General features: G+C 61.1%; 15 protein-coding genes. 8 read left to right on the top strand and 7 right to left on the bottom strand.

Features of this window, described 5'->3' with window-relative positions; all coding sequences use genetic code 11:
* Position 1: 1 nt before the first annotated feature.
* The 5 genes from KHO07_RS08780 to KHO07_RS08760 all read right to left on the bottom strand — a co-directional run bounded on the left by KHO07_RS08780 (position 2) and on the right by KHO07_RS08760 (position 6,629).
* On the bottom strand, positions 2 to 3,247 hold the full coding sequence (locus KHO07_RS08780) for a transporter substrate-binding domain-containing protein (protein ID WP_212626937.1): 3,246 nt from the start codon (positions 3,245 to 3,247) through the stop codon (positions 2 to 4).
* A complete protein-coding gene (locus KHO07_RS08775; RefSeq protein ID WP_150735376.1) occupies positions 3,248 to 3,874 on the bottom strand; it encodes a response regulator transcription factor in 627 nt (208 codons plus the stop codon).
* 110 nt (positions 3,875 to 3,984) lie between these two features.
* On the bottom strand, positions 3,985 to 4,398 hold the full coding sequence (locus KHO07_RS08770) for a response regulator (RefSeq protein WP_150735375.1): 414 nt from the start codon (positions 4,396 to 4,398) through the stop codon (positions 3,985 to 3,987).
* Between the two features lie 261 nt (positions 4,399 to 4,659).
* Complete coding sequence (locus KHO07_RS08765; RefSeq protein WP_150735374.1) at positions 4,660 to 5,997, bottom strand: SidA/IucD/PvdA family monooxygenase; 1,338 nt, start codon at positions 5,995 to 5,997, stop codon at positions 4,660 to 4,662.
* A gap of 149 nt (positions 5,998 to 6,146) precedes the next feature.
* Positions 6,147 to 6,629, bottom strand: a complete 483-nt coding sequence (locus KHO07_RS08760) for a sigma-70 family RNA polymerase sigma factor (protein WP_150735373.1) — start codon at positions 6,627 to 6,629, stop codon at positions 6,147 to 6,149.
* Positions 6,630 to 6,929: 300 nt separating this feature from the next.
* Between KHO07_RS08760 and KHO07_RS08755 the strand changes: the two genes are divergently transcribed.
* Genes KHO07_RS08755 through KHO07_RS08745 form a run of 3 tightly spaced genes read left to right on the top strand, consistent with a single transcriptional unit; the run spans position 6,930 to position 11,478 of the window.
* Positions 6,930 to 8,102 carry an efflux RND transporter periplasmic adaptor subunit gene (locus KHO07_RS08755; protein ID WP_212626936.1) on the top strand — a complete coding sequence of 391 codons (1,173 nt, stop codon included), beginning with the start codon at positions 6,930 to 6,932 and terminating at the stop codon, positions 8,100 to 8,102.
* On the top strand, positions 8,103 to 10,076 hold the full coding sequence (locus KHO07_RS08750) for a MacB family efflux pump subunit (protein WP_212626935.1): 1,974 nt from the start codon (positions 8,103 to 8,105) through the stop codon (positions 10,074 to 10,076).
* 7 nt (positions 10,077 to 10,083) lie between these two features.
* Positions 10,084 to 11,478, top strand: coding sequence for an efflux transporter outer membrane subunit (locus tag KHO07_RS08745; protein WP_212626934.1), 1,395 nt, complete (start codon positions 10,084 to 10,086; stop codon positions 11,476 to 11,478).
* A gap of 199 nt (positions 11,479 to 11,677) precedes the next feature.
* Here the strand turns inward: KHO07_RS08745 and KHO07_RS08740 are convergent, their stop codons facing one another.
* A complete protein-coding gene (locus KHO07_RS08740; RefSeq protein WP_212626933.1) occupies positions 11,678 to 13,297 on the bottom strand; it encodes a PvdJ/PvdD/PvdP-like protein in 1,620 nt (539 codons plus the stop codon).
* A 269-nt stretch (positions 13,298 to 13,566) separates the two neighbouring features.
* On the opposite strand from KHO07_RS08740, the gene pvdM reads away from it, so the two are divergent.
* From pvdM to KHO07_RS08715, 5 genes are all read left to right on the top strand, one after another.
* Complete coding sequence (pvdM, locus tag KHO07_RS08735) at positions 13,567 to 14,916, top strand: pyoverdine-tailoring dipeptidase-like protein PvdM (RefSeq protein WP_212626932.1); 1,350 nt, start codon at positions 13,567 to 13,569, stop codon at positions 14,914 to 14,916.
* 29 nt (positions 14,917 to 14,945) lie between these two features.
* Positions 14,946 to 16,226 carry an aminotransferase class V-fold PLP-dependent enzyme gene (locus tag KHO07_RS08730; protein ID WP_212627599.1) on the top strand — a complete coding sequence of 427 codons (1,281 nt, stop codon included), beginning with the start codon at positions 14,946 to 14,948 and terminating at the stop codon, positions 16,224 to 16,226.
* Positions 16,227 to 16,461: 235 nt separating this feature from the next.
* The gene (locus KHO07_RS08725; RefSeq protein ID WP_212626931.1) at positions 16,462 to 17,334 is read left to right on the top strand and encodes a formylglycine-generating enzyme family protein; all 873 of its coding nucleotides are present in this window, start codon (positions 16,462 to 16,464) and stop codon (positions 17,332 to 17,334) included.
* Positions 17,335 to 17,543: 209 nt separating this feature from the next.
* Positions 17,544 to 19,193, top strand: a complete 1,650-nt coding sequence (locus tag KHO07_RS08720; RefSeq protein WP_212626930.1) for a cyclic peptide export ABC transporter — start codon at positions 17,544 to 17,546, stop codon at positions 19,191 to 19,193.
* A 225-nt stretch (positions 19,194 to 19,418) separates the two neighbouring features.
* Positions 19,419 to 21,899, top strand: a complete 2,481-nt coding sequence (locus KHO07_RS08715; RefSeq protein WP_212626929.1) for a TonB-dependent siderophore receptor — start codon at positions 19,419 to 19,421, stop codon at positions 21,897 to 21,899.
* Between the two features lie 538 nt (positions 21,900 to 22,437).
* Here the strand turns inward: KHO07_RS08715 and KHO07_RS08710 are convergent.
* On the bottom strand, positions 22,438 to 23,394 hold the full coding sequence (locus KHO07_RS08710) for an alpha/beta hydrolase (RefSeq protein ID WP_212626928.1): 957 nt from the start codon (positions 23,392 to 23,394) through the stop codon (positions 22,438 to 22,440).
* Positions 23,395 to 23,537 lie beyond the last annotated feature (143 nt).

Raw genomic sequence — 23,537 nt, 5'->3', positions numbered from 1 at the left:
ATCAATCGCGCCGCCCCTCGAGGCTCTGGTCCAGCCGCGTCATGGCCTGTTGCAACTGATCAACGGCAACGTCGATCAGTGATGCGCGGCCCTCGGCGCAAGCACGCTCCAGTTGTTCACAACACGCCACCAACGCCTGCGCGCGGACCATCTGCGCACCGCCCTTGATGCGGTGCGCGAGGTCTTTCAGGACAAGATAGTTGTGAGTCACGTGTGCCTGCAGCAGGCGCGCGCGGTCATCACGGTTGGTCGCCACCACGTCGCGCAGCAGCTCGGCGATCAGTTCGTTGTCCGCTCCGACATAGCTCGCCAACCCGCTCACGTCGAACTCGCTACTTGTAAGTTGTTCCACCGCGTTGGCCGCAGGTTGTCCAAACCGTTCAGCCAACCATCTGCTCAGGTCAGCCAACCGGATCGGCTTGAACAGACAGTCGTCCATACCCGCCTCGATACAACGAAGCTTTTCCTCCGGTTGTGCATTGGCGGTAAACCCGAGAATCAAGGCTGGCGGTCCGCCCTGGAAGCGTTCTTCGTCGCGGATCGCACCCGCCAATTCATAACCGTTGGCAACCGGCATGTTGCAATCGGTGATGACGAGGTCCAATTCGTGCTCCAGCCACAGTTTGAAACCTTGCTGGCCATCTTCTGCCTCCAGCACCTGATGCCCCAGATAGCTCAACTGCCGCGAGAGCAGCAAGCGATTGGCCGGGTAATCGTCGACCACCAGAATCAACAACGCCCGGACAGGTGACTGATCGTCATGCCTGTGCACTGCAATGGCGGGAAACGGTTGCAAAGGGGGCAGCTCAAGGCTGATGTCCACTCGCGTACCGCGCCCGAGAACGCTGTCGAGTTGCAATTGCCCACCCATCATTTCGCACAATGTACGGCTGATCACCAACCCAAGACCGGAGCCCTGGCGACCTGACTGCTGACTGTTGCCGGCCTGTGCGAACGGGCTGAACAACCGTTGCTGGTCCACTACGCTGATCCCGATCCCGCTGTCTTCTATACGCAGGCTGACCGCCAGGCGTTGAGACGATGTCGAGTCCACTCGCAGCCTCAGGCTGACCTCGCCCACCGACGTGAACTTGATCGCATTGCTCAGCAGATTGGACAACACTTGCTTGAAACGCGTGGGGTCAATCAGCACATCGCGGTCGCTGTGTTCGTCGAGTTCGACCCGCCAGCGCAAGTTCTTTTGCTGCGCCAGGCCTTCAAATACCCGACACACCGAGACCACCAGTTCCCGCAAATTGGCCCGCTCCGGTGTCAGCGACAAATGCCCGGACTCAATACGCGCGATGTCCAGAATGTCTCCGATCAACCCCAGCAATTGTTGCCCCGCATCCGACGCCACCTCGATGGCCGCGCGGTCGGTGACGCCTTCGTCTGCCCGCTTCAACGCCAGCTCCAGCATGCCCAGCAAGGCATTCATGGGCGTGCGGATTTCATGGCTCATGGTCGCCAGGAACGTGGTCTTGGCCCGGTTGGCCTCATCGGCGGCGTCTTTGGCGTTCTGCAATTGGGCCAGCAATTGCTGACGCTGACGGATCTGCCGACGCTGCCAGGCGATCCAGGCCACCGCGAGCAAAAGCAAGGCGCCAGCGACCGCGAACGCCTGGAAAATACTCTGGCGATGACGCAGCCAATAGCTCTGCTCCACCATCAAATCATTGCGCCAGGGGAGTATCAGCTCGTCGATTTCTTCCGGAGGAATACTCAGCAATGCCTTGTCCAGAATCGAATGCAATTGAGTGGCATCACGACTGGTCGCCAGCGTGCTGCGCGCAGGATCGCTGCCCACCGTACTGATGACCTGAAGGCGATCACGGTATTGCCGGGAAATCAGGTAACGGGCGCTGATCAGGGAGTTGATGCCGGCTTGTGCCTTGCCTTGGGCGACCATTTCCATGGCATCGGCCGTAAAAGGCGCATCGATGCACCTGATCAGCGGAAAGTATTGACGGATGAAATCGCCGACAATGTTGCCCTGGGTCAGCGCCAGGGTTTTTCCGGCCAGATCATCCAGCGTCCGCGGGCTGTCCGGCGCCACGCGTGTGACCAGCACCGATGGACTGGTCAGAAACGCCCGCGTAAACATCAAGTCCTCTTCACGCCTGGAACTGAGGCCTATGCCGGCGAGCACGTCGACCTCACCGCTTTTGATCGCCGTCATCATCTGCGCCACTGACTGCATGGGCCGGATGTCGAATTGCAAGCCGGTGCGCAGACTGATCTTCGCCAGTACATCAACACCGATACCGCGATACTTGCCCTCACTGTCGACGAACGTGATGGGCGGAATATTCTCGTTGATGGCCACATTGACGCGCGGGTGCCGGTCGAGCCAGCGTTGTTCGGCCGCGCTCAGTTGCAGCGATTGCGTGCCCGGCATGGACACCCCGCTCGCGCCCCAGCGGCGCAGGATGTTCATCTGCTCATTGGCCGTTATCGCCGACAGTGCCTGGTTGACGATGCGCAGCAATGTCGGGTTGTCGCGGGGGATGGCAAAGGCGAAGCGACCGGATTCCAAAGGCGAAAAATCCGCCAGTTGCACGTTGTTCAGGTAGTTTTTGCTGATCAGGTAATGGGCGCTGATCGCATCCCCCAGATAGACATCGGCCTGACCGAAAGCCACCGCCCCCACGGCCCCCAAAGTCGAAGGGAACAGTTCAACCTGCGCCTGGGGATAAGCCTGTTGCACATCGTGTTCAGGCAGGTAGTGATACAACATCGCCAGGCGCTTGCCGGCCAGCTGCGGGTCCAGCGCTTGCGCCGAGTCCGTGCGGGTCACCAGAACCGGCTGGTCGATCGCATAGGCGCTGGACATCAGTAGCTGCCGATCTTGCGCCACATAGCTATTGGCTGTGCCCAACATATCGGCGGAGCCTTGCATGAGCGCCCGGACCGCTTCGTCTCGCGAGGCATAACGCTGAACCTCGACCTCCACCTGCAACAGTTGCTTGAGCAGCCCGGCGTAGTCCGCCGTCACGCCTTCAAGCGCATAACCTGTCGCAGTGATATCGAAGGGTGGATAGTCCGGGGCAGAAACTGCCAGCACCAACCGGCCCTTTTGCTGCAACCAGCGTGAATCGGCTGCCGTCAGTCCGGCGGTCGCCCCTTCCATATAGGAACGGCCCAGTAGTGTCAGGGTTTGGGGCTCGGCACCGACAACACTCACCCACAGGCCGAGCCCCAGCAACAGCAGGCTTTTGAGGTAGTTCCGGCACCGTAAAGTATTCATTCAGATCAAGTGATTGCGCCGGGCAAGATCCCTCAGGTGCACAGACGAATCCACGTTGAGCTTTTCAATCAAACGGGTTTTGTAGGTGCTGACGGTCTTGTGGCTCAGGTGCATGATTTCGCCGATGGTCTTGTTGCTCATACCGCGGGCCAGGTGCTGGAAAATCGTCAATTCCCGATCTGATAGCTTGTTGATCATCTGTCTTTCGCTGCGCTGCAACGTGCTCATCGACACTGAACTGTTTGGGAGTTGCGAGAAGTAGGTGTATCCACCCATCACCGCGTGCACGGCCTTGTGCAAGTGCTCGAGGTCATTGGTCTTGGCGACGTAGGCAGCGGCACCGGCGCGCATGCAGCGATCCTGATAAAACATCGGTTCCTGGGAGGTGAAGACCACCACGCGACAATTCACCTCACCAGCCTTGATGCGTGCCAGCACATCCAGCCCGTCGAGAAACGGCAAGTTCAGGTCGAGTATCACCAGTTGCGGTTTGTGCTCACGGATCATCGGCAAGACTTCACTGCCGCTCGAAGCCTCGTGGATGAGTTTGTACCCCTCCAGCTTGAGTACGATTTTGACTGCGCCACGAATCACCGGATGATCGTCCACAATCAGCACTGACTTCATGGCAACTCCCTGGGTAAAAACACGGCAAACGAGCGTTGACAGCCCTCGAGCGAAGCTCGAATCAGACGCAGCAGCTGCGCATAGACTGTTGCATGGAATGCGCGGCCGAACTACCTGACAGAAATGACAGTGCCGACAGACGGTCGCAGCGGATCCACGAGCGGCATCAGGCGCTGGATTGAGGCGAGATCCGGCAACAAGGCATGACTCACTTGAACCTTATGCTGCCCGCTGGCCGGGATCGCAGGCAGTTGCGCCCGCTGGCCGTCGTAAATCATCACGCGATCGAGCTGGCGGTTATCGAGGCAGAAATCCAGCAAGTTGAGTTTTGCGTGTCCCATGGCGGCGTTGATGATCAACAGATCGAACGGCTCGCTCCCGTACTCCACCAGGGCCAGCAGCTCCTCCAGGTCTGGCACCGGTGCCACCCGGTAGTAGCCGAGCTGATTGAGCCAGCGCTCGATTCTCAGCCGATTAAAGTGTTGTTCGTCAGCGATCAGGATACGTGTGGACTTGTTGGACAACGTGGCCTCCCGGGTCAGATTGTTGAGGCCGCAAGACTACGGAAGACCTACCGCCCTTTCTGTAGGATTTTTCCTAAATACCAACGCGCTTGTTCTATGGAGGGGGTGTTGCGGGGATCTTCAGGCAGGGGTCAGAACTCAGGATGTGCGGCGTTGTTGAGGGCCCCCTCGCCAGGCCAGCTCCTGCACGGGATATTCGTCGTGTCGATATCCCGTGCAGGAGCTGACCTGGCGAGGGCGGCCTCAAAGCCGTCCCAGGCCTCAGCTGGCAGTGGCCAACAACAAATCCACCACCGAACGACTATGCCCGCGATGCTTACTGTGGTCATACAGCGACCCGGCAATTTCATCGGCGCGGATCGGCAAGATCGACAGCAGCGTATCGCTCAAGCCATGGCTGGCCTGGCAGAAGCCCTGCATGTAAATGCCGGCCGTGCAGCGCTCGTCGGTGATCAGCTTGTAGTTGCGATCCACCTCGAAATCACCCAGGTACTCTTCCAGCGGCGCCAGCAATTTACGGTGCATCTGCCGCTCGTAACCGGTGGCCAGCACCACCGCGTCGTAGTGGCGAACCGTAACTTCGCCGGTAGCGTTGTTGCGCACTGCCAGTTCGATGCCGCGCTCGGTGGCGGTGGCTTTTTCGATCGTGGTCAGGGTGCGGAACGCGTGTCGGGCAATACCCGAGACTTTCTGCCGGTAGAAGATCCCGTAGATGCGTTCGATCAGATCGATGTCGACCACCGAGTAGTTGGTGTTGTGGTACTCGTTGACCAGGCGCTCACGCTCGCTGCTCTCCTGCTGGAACACCAGATCGGTGAATTCCGGCGAGAACACTTCGTTGACGAACGGGCTGTCGTCCGCCGGTTTCAGCGCCGAGCCGCGCAGGATCATGTCGACCTGCACTGAAGGGAAGCTGTCGTTGAGGTCGATGAACGCTTCCGCCGCACTCTGCCCGCCGCCGATGATCGCGATGCTCATTGGCTGATTGTTCACGCACGGCTGCCTGGCCATCTGCGCCAGGTACTGCGAATGGTGGAACACACGGCCGTCATCTTTGAGTGCCTTGAACGCTTCGGGAATACGCGGCGTACCGCCGGCGCTGACCACCACCGAACGCGCGGTGCGCACGTGCTGATGCCCGGTCGAATCACGGGAAATCACCCGCAGCGCTTCGACCTGCTGGTTGTGCAGCACCGGCTCGATGGTCAGCACTTCTTCGCCGTAGCGGCTCTGGCTTTCGAACTGAGCGGCGACCCAGCGCAGGTAGTCGTTGTACTCCATGCGGCACGGATAGAAGGTGCCCAGGTTGATGAAATCCACCAGACGCCCGTGGGCCTTGAGGTAATTGACGAACGAATACGGGCTGGTCGGGTTGCGCAGGGTCACCAGGTCTTTGAGGAAGGAAATCTGCAACTCGCTCTGGGTCGACAGCGTGTTGCCGTGCCAGCTGTAGTTGGCCTGCTTGTCGAGAAACAGCACATCCAGCTCGCCCTGGATCGGCCCGCGCTCTTGCAGAGCGATGGCCAGCGCCAGGTTCGAAGGGCCGAAACCGACGCCAATCAGGTCGTGAACGATGGGCGATGCAATTGCCTGTGTCATTTCCAGTGTCCTCTGGATGAACCCCGGGGCGGTGGGGCAAGGAGAGCCTAAGTGACCTGACCGGCCTGGAGCAGGACAGTCGGTCGTCTGTTGATTAGGAACGAGGACAGTGAAATAAAATTTAACAAGAAGGCGTCAAAGGACGCAGATCAATGCGCATCCCATTGCAGCATGCGCACCCGGCAATGCTTCATCGCATTGACGATGTGTTTCTCGACCAAGGCCTTGGAAATGCCCAGCTGATCGGCGATCTCCGGATGCGACAAACCTTCGATCTTGCGTAGCAGAAAGCTCTGGCGGCACAGCGCTGGCAACTCCGCCAACGCGCGCTGGAGCATGTCCAGGCGCTGGCCATGATCGAGGCTGCTGAGGGGCGACGGGGTGAAATAACGCTCTTCGTTGTCGAGCACATCCAGCGATTCGACCTGGCGCAGGGCATTGCGCCGATGGTCGTCGATCACCAGGTTCAGCGCAGTCCGATAAAGGAATGCCCGTGGCTGCTCGATCGGCGTGTCGCTGGAGCGTTCCAGGACCCGCAGATAAGCGTCATGCACCACATCTTCGGCAACCTGACGGTTACCGAGCTTGGCGTTCAGGAAACACACCAGCTCTCGATAGTAGTTTTCCAACATGACTCCGGCACGGGGCGGTCTTGAGCCACCTCATCGACCGGAAAAACAGGCAATGGCACGATAGTGGCAATTTGAGCTGCGTAATTTATAGTAATTCTCATATAGATTTAAAGTATTGCTTTGTCTTGCCCGACAAATAGGCACATTTGAGTCACTTGATCGTTCATGAGTTACATGTGTTACGCCATATATCGGGGACTAAATTCCCCGGTTCTCTCATCGTTTACAGGACAGCTACCCGTCACTGCCCGAACCACCCGCGCTAAATGACGGGCCGAAATCCTTTGGCCGGAACCCTGCATGAAACGTCCCCGTCACACCCGACGCGCCCTGCTTGTCGCACTCTGCCTGATCCCCGTTATCGCCGTCGCGGCCTGGCAGATCATTCCGCCCGGGCGCGATCAGTTCGCCACCGTGCAAGTCACCCGCGCCGACATCGAAAGCAGTGTCACCGCGTTGGGCACCCTGCAACCTCGGCGTTATGTCGACGTCGGCGCCCAGGCATCGGGGCAAATCCACAAGATCCATGTGGAAGTCGGTGACGTGGTCAAGGAAGGCCAGTTGCTGGTGGAAATCGATCCGTCCACACAACAGGCCAAACTCGACGCGGGACGGTTCGCCATCGAAAATCTCAAGGCGCAGCTTGAAGAGCAACGGGCGCTGCACGAGCTCGCCCGGCAGAAATTCCAGCGCCAGCAGAACCTCAAGGCCGGCGGTGCCACCCGCGAAGAAGATGTGCAGACTGCCCAGGCCGAACGGCGCGCCACCCAGGCGCGTATCGACATGTTCCAGGCGCAGATCCGCCAGGCCCAGGCCAGCCTGCGCAGCGATCAGGCCGAACTCGGTTACACGCGGATCTATGCGCCGATGTCCGGCACCGTGGTCGCGCTCGACGCCCGCGAAGGCCAGACCCTCAACGCCCAGCAGCAAACCCCGTTGATTCTGCGCATCGCCAAACTGTCGCCGATGACCGTCTGGGCCGAAGTCTCGGAGGCCGATATCGGCCATGTCAAACCCGGCATGACGGCCTGGTTCACCACCCTCAGCGGTGGCACCCGACGCTGGAAAAGCACCGTGCGGCAGATTTTGCCGGTGCCGCCAAAGCCCCTGGATCAAACCAGTCAGGGCGGTGGCAGCCCCGCCAGTTCGAGCAAAAGCGGCAGCGCGCGCGTAGTGCTGTACACCGTGCTGCTCGACGTCGATAACGCCGACAACGCGTTGATGGCGGAAATGACCACCCAGGTATTTTTCGTCGCTGATCAGGCGCAAAACGTACTCACCGCGCCGATCGCCGCGCTGCAAGCCGGCGCACAGGCCGATCGCCAGACCGCGCAAGTGGTGGCCAGGAACGGCAGCATCGAACAGCGCAGCGTTCGCACCGGCATCAGCGATCGGCTGCGGGTGCAGATCCTTGACGGCCTGCAGGAAGGCGATCACCTGTTGATCGGCCCGGCCGACGGGAGTGGCGGTTGAATGCAAACGCCCCTGATCGAACTGCAGGACATCCGCAAGGCCTACGGCGGCGGCGACGCGCCTGAAGTTCACGTATTGCGCGGCATCGACCTGTCGATCCATGCCGGGGAATTCGTGGCGATTGTCGGTGCTTCCGGCTCCGGCAAGTCGACGCTGATGAATATCCTCGGCTGCCTCGACCGCCCGACCTCGGGCGAGTACCGCTTCGCCGGGGAAAACGTCGCGGCACTCGACAGTGACGAACTCGCCTGGTTGCGCCGCGAAGCCTTCGGTTTCGTGTTCCAGGGTTACCACCTGATTCCCTCCGGCTCGGCCCAGGAAAACGTCGAGATGCCGGCAATCTACGCAGGCTTGCCAGCCGCCGAGCGCCACGCCCGCGCCGCCGCCCTGCTCGACCGTCTCGGCCTGGCCACGCGCACCGGCAACCGTCCGCACCAACTGTCCGGTGGGCAACAGCAACGGGTATCAATTGCCCGCGCCTTGATGAACGGCGGCCATATCATCCTCGCCGACGAACCCACCGGCGCCCTCGACAGCCACAGCGGCAAGGAAGTCATGGCGCTGCTCGACGAACTGGCGAGCCAAGGCCACGTGGTCATCCTGATCACCCACGACCGCGAAGTGGCGGCCCGGGCCAAGCGCATCATCGAAATTCGCGACGGCCTGATCATCAGCGACAGCGCCCAAGACAATCCCGCCGTGCAAAACCCGGCCACCCCCGGCGCTCTTCAAGCCGTGGATCTACGCAAACGCCTGAGTGAAGGCGCCGAAGCAACAGGCGCCTGGAAAGGCGAACTGGTGGATGCCGTGCAAGCGGCCTGGCGGGTGATGTGGATCAACAAATTCCGCACCGCGCTGACCCTGCTCGGGATCATCATCGGCGTCGCTTCGGTGGTGGTGATGCTGGCCGTTGGCGAAGGCAGCAAGCGCCAGGTCATGGCGCAGATGGGCGCATTCGGTTCCAACATCATTTACCTCAGCGGCTCGTCGCCCAACCCGCGAACACCGCTGGGCATCGTCACCCTCGACGAAGTCAAAGCCGTGGCGAGCCTGCCGCAAGTGATGCGCATCATGCCGGTCAACGGTCAGGAGGCCGGGGTGCGCTTCGGCAACCTCGACCACTTGAGCTACGTCGGCGGCAACGACACCAACTTCCCGGCGATCTTCAACTGGCCGGTGGTCGAAGGCAGCTACTTCACCGAGGCCGATGAACAGAATGCCGCAGCGGTGGCGGTGATCGGTCATAAGGTGCGCACCAAACTGCTCAAGGACGTGGCCAACCCCATCGGCCAGTACATCCTGATCGAGAACGTGCCGTTCCAGGTGGTCGGCGTGCTGGCGGAAAAAGGCGCCAGCTCGGGCGACTCCGACAGCGACGACCGCATCGCCATCCCCTACTCCGCCGCCAGCGTGCGCTTGTTCGGCACGTACAACCCGGAATACATCGCCATTGCCGCCGCCGATGCGCGCAAGGTCAAGGAGACGGAGCACGCCATCGAGCAGCTGATGCTGCGCCTGCACAACGGCAAGAAGGATTTCGAGCTGACCAACAACGCGGCGATGATCCAGGCCGAAGCGCGCACGCAAAATACCCTGTCGCTGATGCTCGGCTCGATCGCGGCGATTTCGTTGCTGGTGGGCGGCATCGGTGTGATGAACATCATGCTCATGACCGTGCGCGAGCGCACCCGCGAGATCGGCATTCGCATGGCCACCGGCGCCCGGCAACGGGACATCCTGCGTCAGTTCCTCACCGAAGCGGTGATGCTCTCGGTGGTCGGCGGTCTTGCCGGCATCGCCCTGGCGCTGATCGTCGGCGGCGTACTGATCCTCAGCGAAGTCGCCGTGGCGTTCTCCCTGATAGCGGTGCTGGGCGCCTTCGGCTGCGCCCTGGTCACCGGTGTTGTCTTCGGCTTCATGCCGGCCCGCAAAGCTGCCCGACTCGACCCGGTCACGGCCCTTACCAGTGAATAATCGATTGATGAAGCCGCCACTCAGCCTGTTGACCATGTGCCTGTTGCTCAGCGCCTGCGCCAGCCCTGCCCAGCGCCCGGACAGCGGCATTACGGCGCCCGCCGCCTGGCAATCGCCGCACACCGCCGGCGCCACCCGCGACAACCAGCAATGGTGGAACCGCTTCGGCAGCCCGCAACTGGGACGCCTGATCGAACAGGCCCGCGGCGGCAGCTACGACCTGGCCGCCGCCATCGCTCGGGTGCGCCAGGCACAGGCTGAAACCGTGGTCGCCGGGGGTTCGCAGTTGCCGGAGGTCAAGGCCGGGCTCAACGCCAACCGGCAGAAGCTGCTGCGCGGCGACGGTTACAGCCAACTGGATGCCGACAGCAGCAATAAGGCTGTGGACTACTTTGACGCCAACCTCACAGCCAGCTACGAAATTGATTTCTGGGGTGGCCAGCGCGCCTCTCGCGACAGTGCGCAATTTGCCCTGCGCGCCAGCGAGTTTGATCAGGCCACGGTAGAGCTGACGCTGTTGAGTGGTGTGGCCAGCGGCTATGTACAAACATTGTCACTGCAAGAGCAAAGCCGCATTGCCGAACTGAATCTGGCCAACGCGCAGAATGTGTTGAAGCTGGTGCAGACCCGTTTTGACGCGGGCTCGGCGACGGCACTGGAACTGGCGCAGCAGAAAAGCCTGGTGGCGGCGCAGCAACGGCAATTGCCACGGGTGCAGCAACAAGCCAGGGACGCGCAGATCAGCCTCGCCACCCTGCTCGGTCGCCCGGTGCAGGAATTGGCACTCGGTCAGGAACGCTTTGATCAGTTGTCCTGGCCGGCCATCGATGCCGGCGTGCCCAGCCAATTGCTCAGCCGCCGCCCGGACATCGCTCGCGCCGAAGCGCAATTGGCCGCGGCCCAGGCCGACGTCACCGTCGCCCGCGCCGCCATGTTGCCGACCGTCACCCTGAGCGCGGAAATCGGTTCCGGCGCCGACCGTGCGGGCGACATTCTGCGCAGCCCCTTCTACAACCTCACGGCCGGGTTGCTCGCGCCGGTATTCAACAACGGACGCCTGGGCGCCGAGCGCGACAAGGCCACGGCCCGTCAGGAAGAACTGCTGGAAACCTATCGTGGCGCGATCATCAACGGTTTCGCCGACGTGGAAAAAGCGCTTAACAGCATTCGCGGGCTGGACGAACAGCGAGAGTGGCAAAGCGAAGAACTGAACCAGGCGCAAACCGCGTTCAACATTGCGCAGAGTCGCTATGAGGCGGGTGCAGAGGATTTGCTGACGGTGCTGGAGACCCAACGCACGCTGTATGCAGCGCAAGACCTGAATGTGCAGCTGCGGTTATCGCGGATGCAGGCGAGCATTGCGTTGTACAAGGCGCTTGGGGGTGGGTGGCAGGTGTTGTAGTTGCGGTGCTTGTACGGTCGCCATCGCTGGCAAGCCAGCTCCTACAGGGGTTCAAGTTTGCCGCAGGATTTGTGCACGACGCATAACCTGTGGGAGCTGGCTTGCCAATTCCCACGTTTTTTGTGTTTGCCGGACGACTTGTGCACGACGCATAACCTGTGGGAGCTGGCTTGCCGGCGATCGAACGATAACGCGCTGCTCAGGCCTGACTTTGCCTGGCCTTCAAATGCCGCGCATACCACGGCCGTTGCGGCACCTTGCGGAACAGGTCGGCGAGTTTCTTTTCATCCTCGCCAAAGGTAATCCTCAGCGCCAGCTTCATGGTTTCCGGGTCCATTTCCACCGACTTGCCGACCTGCAACCCCGGCGTGGTGCTGCAACCGTGGGTGCTCGGGCCGAGCCACGGGTCGTCGATCTCGACCCAGCGCCCCGGTGCAAACCACGGCACGCCATTGACCTCAAGCCGACTGACCTCCCCCGGATGAAAACGCTCATGGGCGCGGAACCAGTCTTCCAGACGATCATCGATCCAGCCATGAAAGTGCCAGAACACCGGGTTCACATGGGACGAAAACGGATCACCCAGAAAGTCGTTTTCCGGCGCATACCAACGCGCGGAAAAATCCGCCGGATCCCGGGCGAACGGCACCGGCTGGCCATTGGACGGATCACGCGGCACCGAGGCCCAGCGCATGTGCAGCCAGTCGTGCAACCCCAACTCCACCTCGGAGCCAAACTGCCCCAGTGTCAGCTTCGACAAATAACGCGGATCGCGATACTGCGATTCCCAAACCTGGAAATTGCTGTGGTAGGTCTCGGCGGTCTTGATGTCGCTAACCCATTGCGAGTACTCGTCATCGTCCTCGGCCAGCCAGGTCGGCGGCAGCGCGGTGCCGTCATGGTTGTCGAAGTAGTTGGCGAAGCCGATGCGGTCCCGGGCCAGTTCAGGTTGCGGCAGCGGGAAATGCGTCCACGACGGCAAATCCTGCAGTGAGCGTGCGGTGCCGAGCATGTGCCTGTGCATGAAGAAAAAATCCACGCCCGAGCCATTGCGATCCTTGCGTTTGCCACGAGCATCACGCTCCTGGTCCCGGGGGCCAGGCTGCCAGCCGATACCGCGCAAGGCATTGCGTTTGTCTTCGGGCAAGCTGTGCCACTTGTCCCGTGACGCATGCCAGAGCTGGTGAAACAGGCGATGTTCCTGAGACGTCAGCCACGCCAACAGCGGTGGATGCAGACCGGTGCGCTCGCGGGCTTCGGGGAAGACTTTTTTCACGGCGACAAAACGGTTGTCCTGCGCCGTCAGCATCAAGGGCCGATCCAGATCCAGCACGCGACCGCTGAGAGAACCGCTGCCGGCATTGCCGAACCCTGCCCAGACTTCGTCCAGCGCCATGCTGAATTCGTAATCACAGCTCCCATTGGCACTGACCAGACGCCAGCTCAACTGCGCCGGTTTAACCCCGGCCAGATCGCCGAGCACCCGGTAGCGAGGTTGTTCGCTGGAACGCAAACGTTCGGCCGTGTCGAGAAAACCGATCAGCCCACGACCTTTGTGACCGATGTCGAGAAACACTTCCAGCCCGTCCCGCGGCAAGCCTTCAAGCCCGGCGTCACGGCCCTCGAAACGAATCTGCCAGACACCGCGCAGCGTATCCGCCAAGCGCTGGCCGGCGACATCCGCCACATCGAATGAAGCCTCACCCGGCGTGATCGTCGGGTCCGGTTTGGTCCATTCGCGATGCCCATAAAAAGCCGCAGGCACGGCAGCGCTGGTCAGCGCCAGACCCGCCATGAACCCTCGTCGAGAAATCGTCATTGCCCTACCTGTGTCAGCCATGAAGCAGGCTTTATCCAAGCTAGAACGATTGTTGCCCTGCAAAATTTAAAAGCATCGCTGGCAAGCCAGCTCCCACCGTGGACGGTGGTGTTCACATAATCCTGTCCCAACTCGATACCTGTGGGAGCTGGCTTGCCGGGTCGCCGCATCGCAGCGATGAGGCCGGTACAAACGACTAAATTCTCTGGTCGCCTACTCGTTCCTCCCAGATAGCAAAGCCCCCCGCGGCGAACCCGACTGAGACGGCAATGACAAAACCACGTTCGAAAAAGGCTCTTTACATCGGCCTGCCATTGGCCCTGGCCATCAGCGCAGGTGCCAGCTTCGCGGCCTGGGATTACTGGTTCAAGGACAACCCCGGTTACCCGGTCAAGGTGATGAAACAGGCTGATGAACTGCATGAACGCCTTCTCTCGTTCGACAGCCACATTACCGTGCCGATGGACTTCGGCACCGCCGGCAACGAAGCCGACAAGGACGGCAGCGGCCAGTTCGACCTGGTCAAAACCGCTCGCGGGCGCCTGTCGGGTGCGGCGCTGACCATCTTCGGCTGGCCGGAAATCTGGAACGGCCCCAATGCGCCGCACCGCCCCACCGCCGGTTTCATCGAAGAAGCGCGCTTCGAGCAGGAAACCCGCTACAAGATCATCACCACGCTGGTGCGTGACTTCCCCAATCAGGTGGCCATCGCCTACACCCCCGACGATTTCCGCCGCCTGCATGGCGAAGGCAAGTTCGCGATTTTCATGAGCATGCTCAACGCCTATCCCCTGGGCAACGACCTCAACGCCCTGGACAAATGGGCCGCGCGGGGCATGCGCATGTTCGGCTTCAGTTATGTGGGCAACAACGCCTGGGCCGATTCGTCGCGGCCACTGCCGTTCTTCAACGATTCGCGGGACGCCCTCGGCGGGCTCTCGGACATCGGCAAACAAGCCGTGCACCGCCTCAATGATTTGGGGGTGATCATCGATGTGTCGCAGATGTCGACCAAGGCCCTGGAGCAAGTCGCACGCTTGAGCCGCACGCCGATGGTCGCCTCGCATTCGGCGCCGCGCGGGCTGGTGGATATTCCGCGCAACCTCAGCGACCACGAAATGCAGCTGATCAAGGACAGTGGCGGTGTGGTGCAGATTGTCGGTTTCCCGACCTACATCCGTCCCCTGAGCCAGGCCACCCAGGACAAACTCAACGCCCTGCGTGCGCGTTTCGATCTGCAACCGTTGCAAGGTCTTGAGATGGCGCTGATGCCCGGTGACCCGATCATCACCGTCTGGTCCGAGCAACGCTTCGGCGAATACGCCAGCCAGCTCTACGCCATCGTCGACGAAGAACCCAAGGCCACCCTCAAGGATTACGGCGACGCGATTGACTATGCGGTAAAGAAAATCGGTATCGATCACGTCGGCATCAGCTCCGACTTCAACGATGGCGGTGGCATCGATGGCTGGAAGGATGTCAGCGAAGCACGCAACGTCACCGCCGAGCTCATCAGCCGCGGCTACAGCGAGGCCGACATCGCCAAGCTCTGGGGTGGCAACTTCCTGCGGGTCTGGGACCAGGTCGAGAAATCGTCCAGACCGGTCGCCAGAAACTGATGCCACTTTTGCCAAGCGAAGTCGAAACCATGACCAACCGTCGTTCATTCCTCAAGCAGGCCGGCATTCTCGCCGCCGGCCTTCCGCTGGCTGCCGGCGTGAATCTACCGGCGCTGGCCGGCAATCTTCATCCGTCGCCCAAGGGCAAATGGGCGCAACTGCGCCAGCTGTTCAATCAGGACCCGGACTACCTGCACTTCGCTAACTTCCTGGTGACCTCGCACCCGACACCGGTGCGCAACGCGATCGACATGCACCGCGCCAACATCGACCGCAACCCCGGCCGCGCCATGGATTGGGACCTGCAGGAAACGGAGAAACGCGAGCACAACGTGCGGGTCTGGGCCGGGCGTTATCTCAACGCCAAGCCTGAGCAGATCGCGCTGACCGGCAGCACCACCGAAGGCCTGGCGATGATCTACGGCGGCATTCATGTGCGCCCGGAGCAGGAAATCCTGGTCAGCGAGCACGAACACTACTCCACCCACTACACCCTGGAATTCCGGCAGCAACGCCAGGGCACGAAGGTGCGCAAACTCAAGTTGTTCGAAAACAGCCGCGACCTTTCCGTGGATGAAGTACTCGACTCGATCACCAAGGGCATTCGCCCGGAAACCCGAGTACTGGGTATGACCTGGGTGCAATCGGGCAGTGGCGTGAAACTGCCGATCGGTGAAATCGGCAAAGTGGTCGAAGCGCTGAACCGTCAGCGCGACGAGAAGGATCGCATCCTGTATGTGGTCGACGGCGTGCACGGCTTTGGCGTCGAGAACATGGACTTCCCCGAGATGCATTGCGATTTCTTCATCGCCGGCACCCACAAATGGATGTTCGGTCCCCGTGGCACCGGGATCATCTGCGCACGTTCGGCCGAGGTCAGGGACGTCACGCCGATCATTCCGACCTTCAGCGAAGCCACCGATTTCGCCACCCTCATGACCCCCGGCGGTTATCACAGTTTCGAACATCGCTGGGCGGTGGACGAAGCGTTCAAGCTGCACCTGGAACTGGGCAAGGCCGACGTTCAGGCGCGCATTCATGAACTCAACACCTCTGCCAAGGATCGCCTGCTGGAACAGCCACGAATCGAACTGGTCACCCCGCACAGTCCGCAGCTGTCGGCCGGTTTCACGTTCTTCCGGATCAAGGACATGGACTGCGAAAAAGTCGCCGCAGGGCTGATGCAGAACCGCGTGGTCTGCGACTCGGTCGACCGCGATGTCGGCCCGGTGATCCGCATCGCCCCCGGCCTGCTCAACAGCGAACACGAAATCGACCGCTTCATGGCGCTGCTGAACAAAACCGTATGAAACCGTGGCACTCCCGCCTGTGGCCATGGCGCTTTTACGTGGCGAGGGAGCTTGCTCCCGCTCGACTGCGCAGCAGTCGCAAAACCATTACACCCGATGTGTCAGGCACCACGGTGCGCGCAAGTTTTGGGGCCGCTTCGCAGCCCAGCGGGAGCAAGCTCCCTCGCCACAGACACCTGCCTGGCCACAAGCAGCCGTTTGGCCGCAATTACGTTTTTCTTGATTGAGAGGACTCATGACTCATAACTTCCCGCACGCGCCGCTCAAGGCCCTTGCCCTGTCCGCCCTCATGCTGCTTCCGGCTGCTGCCCATGCCGCCACTCCTCCGCAAACCGGCAAAGTATTCAAAGACTGCCGCGACTGCCCTGAAATGGTCGTACTGCCCGCCGGCACCTTCACCATGGGCACGCCCGATGACGAAGTCGGCCGCGAGCCTGATGAAGGGCCGATGCATGATGTGACCTTCGCCAAGCCCTTCGCCATGAGTCGTTTCCAGATCACCGCCGGCGAGTGGGACAGCTACGTGAAGGAAAGCGGCGTGACCATCGCCAATGGCGATACCCGCCCCGGTCGCGGGTGCGTCGCCAGCAAGCCGCGTTATCCACAGAGCCCGCGCCAGCCAGCGGTGTGCATGAACTTCGATGACGTCAAAAACTACGTCGCCTGGCTGTCGAAGAAAACCGGGCAGAAGTACAGCATGGTCAGCGAGGCCCAGCGCGAATACGCCGCACGTGGCGGCACCAAGGGGCCGTTCCCCTTCCCGTTCGATGAAGGCAAGGAATACAGCATCGCCAGGCACGCCAACACCTACGGCCCGGCGGACGGCTACAGCTACTCCTCGCCGGTGGGCAGCTACCCGCCCAATGCCTTTGGCATGTACGACATGCACGGCAACGTTTACGAATGGGTCGAAGATTGCGAACACCCGAACTACGTCGGCGCCCCCACCGACGGCAGCGCCTGGCTGGAACCGAACTGCGAAGCGGTGCGCATCCGGGGCAACGACTGGGGTGAAGCACCGGTGTTCTCCCGCTCGGGCAACCGCAACAGCCAGTACCCGCAAGAACGTGGGGACTGGATGGGCTTTCGTGTAGTGCGCGAACTCTAACCCCCACACGCAATCCCCTTGTAGGAGCCAGCTTGCTGGCGATCTCGGTAGGTCATTCAACAGATATGTCGCCTGACCCACCGCCATCGCCAGCAAGCCGGCTCCTACAGGTTTCCGGTGTGCCGGCCATCAGTCGGCAGCCGCTAAATTAAACCTTCGACCAGACGTTCTACTGGGTATCTGCCTTACGACCCAAGGAACTGTCTTCCATGACCCAGCCCACACGCGGCGCCATCGGCGAATTGTTCGCCCTGCTCAAACCCTTTCGACTGATCGTCGCCGCGTCCATCTTCCTGGGCATGGTCGGCGGCCTGAGCGTCACGGTGTTGCTGGCGACCATCAACAACGCGTTGCATTCCGACAGCGGCCTGACCCAGGGCGTGGTGGCGCTGTTCGCCGGCCTGTGTCTGTTGGCGCTGGCCAGTTCGATCTGCTCCGACATCGGCACCAACTATGTCGGCCAGCACATCATCGCCAAGCTGCGTAAACAGTTGGGTGAAAAAGTCCTGTCGGCGCCAATCGAACAGATCGAGCGCTATCGCAGCCATCGTCTGATCCCGGTGCTGACCCACGACGTCGACACCATCAGCGACTTCGCCTTCGCCTTCGCGCCGCTGGCGATTTCCGTGACCGTGACCCTGGGGTGCATGGGCTACCTGGCGATTCTGTCGTGGCCGATGTTCCTGATCATGGTCGCGGCGATCCTGATCGGCACGGCGATCCAGGCCTACGCCCAAAGCAAAGGCGTGCAGGGTTTCATGGCCGCCCGTGAGGCCGAAGACGAGTTGCAGAAGCACTACAACGCAATCGCCGAAGGCGCCAAGGAACTGCGCATTCACCGGCCACGCCGCCAGCGCATGTTCACCTCGGGCATCAAGGGCACCGCCGAATTCATCTGCGACACCCAGGTCCGTTCGATCAACACGTTCGTGATCGCCAAAACCTTCGGTTCGATGCTGTTCTTCGTGGTCATCGGCCTGGCGCTGGCCTTGCAAACCTTCTGGCCGAGCGCCGACAAAACCGTCATGAGCGGTTTCGTGCTGGTGCTGCTGTACATGAAAGGCCCGCTGGAACACTTGATCAGTACGCTGCCAATCGTCAGCCGCGCGCAGATTGCCTTTCGCCGCATCGCCGAATTGTCCGAGCAGTTTTCCACCCCTGAGCCGCACCTGCTGCTCAGCGATCAAGGCAACGTCAAACCCGCCGTGCACGCGCTGCAACTGGCGGACGTGCGCTATGCCTTCCCGGCGGTGGACGGTGCCGCGCCGTTCCAGTTGGGGCCGGTCAACCTGACGATCAAACAGGGCGACATCACCTTCATCGTCGGCGAAAACGGTTGCGGCAAGACCACGCTGATCAAGTTGCTGCTGGGCCTGTACACCCCGCAGCAGGGGCAGATCCGCGTCAACGGCGAGGCCATCGACGCACAGAATCGCGACGACTATCGCCAGCTGTTCACCACCATTTTCGCCGACTACTACCTGTTCGACGACGTGGTACAGGGCGACACGCACATCCCGGAAGATGCCAACAAATACCTGCAACGCCTGGAGATCGCGCACAAGGTCAGCGTGAAGGACGGCAACTTCACCACCACTGATCTTTCCACCGGCCAGCGCAAACGCCTGGCACTGGTCAATGCCTGGCTGGAAGAACGCCCGGTGCTGGTGTTCGACGAATGGGCCGCCGACCAGGACCCGACCTTCCGCCGGATTTTCTACACCGAGCTGCTGCCGGACCTCAAGCGGCTGGGCAAGACCATCATCGTGATCTCCCACGATGACCGTTACTTCGACGTCGCCGACCAACTGGTGCGCATGGACAGCGGTCGGGTGATCACCGAACTGACGCCCGCCTGAACCCGCGCCATGTAGGAGCCGACTTGCTGACGATAGCGATCTGCCAAGCAACATTGAGGGTGCCTGACACACCGCGATCGCCAGCAAGCCTGCTCCTACAGGCTTTCAACCGTTTTTTTCAACGTTCTGAAATTTCTTTTCCGGTTTCGCATTCGCGCCTCGTCTTAATAATCATTCCTATTAACAATAATGCTGCATGACACTTTTCAGGAGCACAGGTAAGTAATGCGATCTCTTCCACGCCGCACACCTCTCGCGCTGGCCGTACAGCGCCCGACTTTGCATAGAACCTTGCTGACCAGCGTACTGCTGACCGCCACCTTGCTGGGGAGCTCGATGGCCAATGCTGCACCTGTAAAAGTCAGTATCCCGGTTCAGCCGCTGTCCAGCGCGCTGACCCAATTGGGCATGCAGACCAACCTGCAAATCCTGTACAGCCCGGACCAGGTGGCCGGCCTGAAATCCCGTGCGGTCTCCGGTTCGCTGGAGCCTTCCGAGGCGCTGGCCGAGTTGCTTAAAGGCACCGGTATTTCGTTCCAGATCAACGGCAACAGCGTGACGCTGATGTCGGGCGGCTCTTCCAGCCTGCAACTGGGCGCGACCACCATCTCCGGCCAGGCCCTGGGCCTGACCACCGAAGACACCGGTTCCTACACCACCGGCGCCACCACCACCGCCACCAAGCTGCCGCTGACCATTCGCGAAACGCCGCAATCGGTGACCGTGGTTACCCGCCAGCAAATGGATGACCAAGGCTCAAAGAGCGTGGGTGATGTCCTGCGCAACACGCCTGGCGTCACCATGCAAAAATACGACAGCGACCGTACCGAGTTTTCCACCCGTGGCTTTGCCATCACCAACTTTCAGTACGACGGCGTCAACATTCCTTACGACGGTGTCTACGGGGAAAACCCGAACAACAGCGACGACTCCGCCAGCCTCGACCGCATCGAAGTGATCAAGGGCGCGACCGGGCTGATGACCGGCGCCGGCGACCCGGCCGCCACCGTCAACCTGGTGCGCAAGAAACCAACCAAGGAATTCAAGGCGTCGGTCAGCGGCACCGTCGGTTCGTGGGACAACTACCGTACCGAAGGCGACATCTCCGGCCCGCTCAACGACTCCGGCACCGTGCGCGGCCGCTTTGTCGGGGCCCTGCAGGACAAAGACTCGTACATCGACCACTACAGCCAGAAGAAAGACCTGTATTACGGCATCCTCGAAGCCGACCTGACCGACGACACCCTGCTGACCGTGGGTGTCGACAAGTCCAGCGCCACCCCGCGCGGCAGTTCCTGGACCGGTAACTCGCCGTTCTTCAGCGACGGTGGCCGTACCGATTTCTCGCGCAGTTTCAACCCGGGTTCCGACTGGAGCCGTCGTGATTTCGACAGCACCACCTACTTCGCATCCCTGGAACAAGCACTGGCCAACGACTGGAAGCTCAAGGCCACCCTTGACCAGAAAACCACCGATCACGATACCCAACTAGCCTCTGCCAGCGGCGGTAACCCGGATCGCGCCACCGGCGAAGGCATGTTCTTCTACTGGGGGCGCTGGGAAGGCCACCGCGTACAGAACACCGCTGACATCAACGTCTCCGGTCCGTTTTCCCTCGGCGGCCGTGAGCATGAACTGGTCGCAGGTTTCATGACGTCGCACTCGCGTCAGACCGGTGCCACCTACGACACCAGCGCCTTCGAACTGGTGCCGGGCAACATCTTTGACTGGGAAGGCCACATCGCGAAACAGGCGTTTCCGAAGAACGGCAAATACGAGCGTACCCAAAGCCAGAACGGTGCTTACCTGGCTACGCGCCTGCGTCCGACCGATGATCTGTCGTTCATCCTTGGTGGCCGCGTAAGCACCTTCAAGTACAACGAGGATTACACCTACTACCCAGGTGCCAACCTGGCCGACACCCATGCCAGCTACAAGGAACACGGTGTTGTTACGCCTTATGCCGGCGTGGTTTACGACCTTGACGACACGTACTCGGTGTATGCCAGCTACACCAGCATCTACCAGCCGCAAATCTACAAGGACGCCAGCGGCAAGACCCTGGAACCGGTGGAAGGCGACAGCTACGAGACCGGTCTGAAAGCCGCTTACTTCGAAGGCAAGTTGAACGCCAGCCTGGCCTTCTTCCGCATCGAGCAGGACAACGTCGCCCAGTACGTCGCCACCGACACCAACACCGGTCAAGACATCTACAAACCAACAAACGGTGCGACCACCAAGGGTGTGGAACTGGAACTGGCCGGTGAACTGGCCGAAGGCTGGAACCTGTCCGCCGGCTACACCTACGCCCGCTCCCGTGACAAAGACGAGCAACGCATCTTCGGCTTCCCGTTGGCCACCACCAAACCGGAACACGTCGTGCGTACGTTCACCACCTACCGTCTGCCTGGCGCACTTGACCAGGTCACCGTCGGTGGCGGTGTGAGCTGGCAGAGCGCGTTCTACGGTCAGACGTTCAACCCGAGCGTGAATGGCAGCGGCCAAGGCGAAACCGTCAATATCAAACAAGGTGGCTACACCCTCGTGGACCTGATGACCCGCTATCAGTACGACGAACACCTGAGCTTCACCGCCAACGCCTACAACGTCTTCGACAAGAAGTACCTGACAGGCCTGGGCAACTTCGGCACCACCTTCTACGGCGAGCCGCGCAACTTCCAACTCACCGCCAAGTACGATTTCTGAGCGGTTGAGCTGACCTGAAAAATGCCCGTGTCGTGAGATGCGGGCATTTTTTTGCCCGCGATATCCCGATCAAGCACCTGCATATTCGTTGATGCGTTCCCCACCGCGCGCCCTTGTAGAAGCCGCCTGTTTAATCGTTCGCACGCATTCCCCTGTAGGAACCGGCTTGCTGGCGATGGTGGTGTGTGAGTCTCGGTATTTTTTGAGCGTGTACATATCCATTGCTGCGGTAACGGCCACCTAGGGTTCCGCTCTTACAGCGGGTCACTTTGAAGAGCTGTACGGACCGGACACATGGTGGACACATGTACGGGGGCGGCTAACCCGCCGGCCTGGTCGCCAGGTCGCACGCATTTCCCCCTGTAGGAGCCGGCTTGCTGGCGATGGCGGCCGTTCAGACGACATCGCTGTGCCTGACACGCAACTATCGCCAGTAAGCCGGCTTCCAAGGGTTTCGCGTTACCTGTATTTGCCGGAACGATAGCCCAAAAAAAACCGCCATCCCCTTTCAAAGGCATGGCGGTTTTTTTCATTCAGCTCAAAACCGCGAACGCACCCACCCCGCCACTTCCAGATGAATCCCTTCCACCTCACTCAACAACCCCGCCATGCGCAGGAAGTCATGGGTCATGCCCGGTTGTTCGAGCAAGGTCACGTCGTTGCCGGCAGCGCGCAAGCGTTCGGCATAGGCCAGGCCTTCGTCGTGCAGTGGATCATGCCCGGCCAGGTACACCAGCGCCGGGGCCATGCCGGACAAGTCTTCAGCCAGCAGCGGCGAGCAGCGCCAGTCCGCCAGGTCTGCCGGGGTGCGGCCGTAGTGGGCGTAGAACCAGTCCAGGGTCGGGGTTTCCAGCAGGTACCCTTCGGCAAAGTCGCGATGGGAAGCGCGGTGAGTGGTGGCGTCGGTGACCGGGTACACCAGCAATTGCGCCTTGGGTTTGAGCACCAGTTCTTCGGGTTCACGCACGGCCATCAACGACAACACTGTGGCCAGGGTCGCACCGACGCTGTCACCGGCCAGTGCCACCCGTGAAGCGTCCAGACCACGGGCCGCGCCTTCGCGCACCAGCCAGTTGCCGGCATCGCACGCGTCCTGCACCGGGGTCGGGAAACGCCATTCCGGCGCCAGTCGATAATCCACGGTCAACAAGGCAAAACCACCTTGCGCCGCCAGACGACGGCACAACGCATCGTGGGAATCGAGGCTGCCGACCACATAGCCGCCACCGTGGAAATACAACATCACCGGTTGCAGGCCGTCGACCGCCTGCCCGTCGCGATACAGCCGCGCCGCCAGGCTGTGACCGTCCCGCGCGGCAATGGTGAAATCCTCGCAAGCAATGTTGTCCAGTGGCACATCGAGAAACGTCGAGGACGCTTCGAAGTCGATCCGCGCCTGTTGCGGGGTCTGCTCGTGCATCGCGCGACTTTTGCCGGTCAGGCGGCCGAACTCGGCGAGTTCGAGGAAAGCTTCAAGTTCTGGCAACACGGCCATGGGACGAATCCTTTTACACAATGAGGGAAACCTGTGGCGGAGGGAAACCTGTGGCGAGGGAGCTTGCTCCCGCTGGGCTGCGAAGCGGCCCCAATAGAGGGATTGCTGCGCAATCCTGCGGGAGCAAGCTCCCTCGCCACAAA

Source organism: Pseudomonas sp. PP3, from assembly GCF_905336995.1.
Lineage (GTDB): Bacteria > Pseudomonadota > Gammaproteobacteria > Pseudomonadales > Pseudomonadaceae > Aquipseudomonas > Aquipseudomonas reinekei.
Note: the sequence above shows the minus strand (reverse complement) of the source record. Positions and strands in the feature narration are given on the sequence as shown.

Excerpts from the sequence above, each read along its gene's own strand:
- KHO07_RS08755 (WP_212626936.1), top strand. The coding sequence starts at position 6,930 with ATGAAACGTCCCCGTCACACCCGACGCGCCCTGCTTGTCGCACTCTGC.
- KHO07_RS08760 (WP_150735373.1), bottom strand. The coding sequence starts at position 6,629 with ATGTTGGAAAACTACTATCGAGAGCTGGTGTGTTTCCTGAACGCCAAG.
- KHO07_RS08720 (WP_212626930.1), top strand. The coding sequence starts at position 17,544 with ATGACCCAGCCCACACGCGGCGCCATCGGCGAATTGTTCGCCCTGCTC.
- KHO07_RS08725 (WP_212626931.1), top strand. The coding sequence starts at position 16,462 with ATGACTCATAACTTCCCGCACGCGCCGCTCAAGGCCCTTGCCCTGTCC.
- KHO07_RS08765 (WP_150735374.1), bottom strand. The coding sequence starts at position 5,997 with ATGACACAGGCAATTGCATCGCCCATCGTTCACGACCTGATTGGCGTC.
- KHO07_RS08780 (WP_212626937.1), bottom strand. The coding sequence starts at position 3,247 with ATGAATACTTTACGGTGCCGGAACTACCTCAAAAGCCTGCTGTTGCTG.
- pvdM (WP_212626932.1), top strand. The coding sequence starts at position 13,567 with ATGACAAAACCACGTTCGAAAAAGGCTCTTTACATCGGCCTGCCATTG.
- KHO07_RS08730 (WP_212627599.1), top strand. The coding sequence starts at position 14,946 with ATGACCAACCGTCGTTCATTCCTCAAGCAGGCCGGCATTCTCGCCGCC.
- KHO07_RS08775 (WP_150735376.1), bottom strand. The coding sequence starts at position 3,874 with ATGAAGTCAGTGCTGATTGTGGACGATCATCCGGTGATTCGTGGCGCA.
- KHO07_RS08745 (WP_212626934.1), top strand. The coding sequence starts at position 10,084 with ATGAAGCCGCCACTCAGCCTGTTGACCATGTGCCTGTTGCTCAGCGCC.
- KHO07_RS08710 (WP_212626928.1), bottom strand. The coding sequence starts at position 23,394 with ATGGCCGTGTTGCCAGAACTTGAAGCTTTCCTCGAACTCGCCGAGTTC.
- KHO07_RS08740 (WP_212626933.1), bottom strand. The coding sequence starts at position 13,297 with ATGACGATTTCTCGACGAGGGTTCATGGCGGGTCTGGCGCTGACCAGC.
- KHO07_RS08715 (WP_212626929.1), top strand. The coding sequence starts at position 19,419 with ATGCGATCTCTTCCACGCCGCACACCTCTCGCGCTGGCCGTACAGCGC.
- KHO07_RS08750 (WP_212626935.1), top strand. The coding sequence starts at position 8,103 with ATGCAAACGCCCCTGATCGAACTGCAGGACATCCGCAAGGCCTACGGC.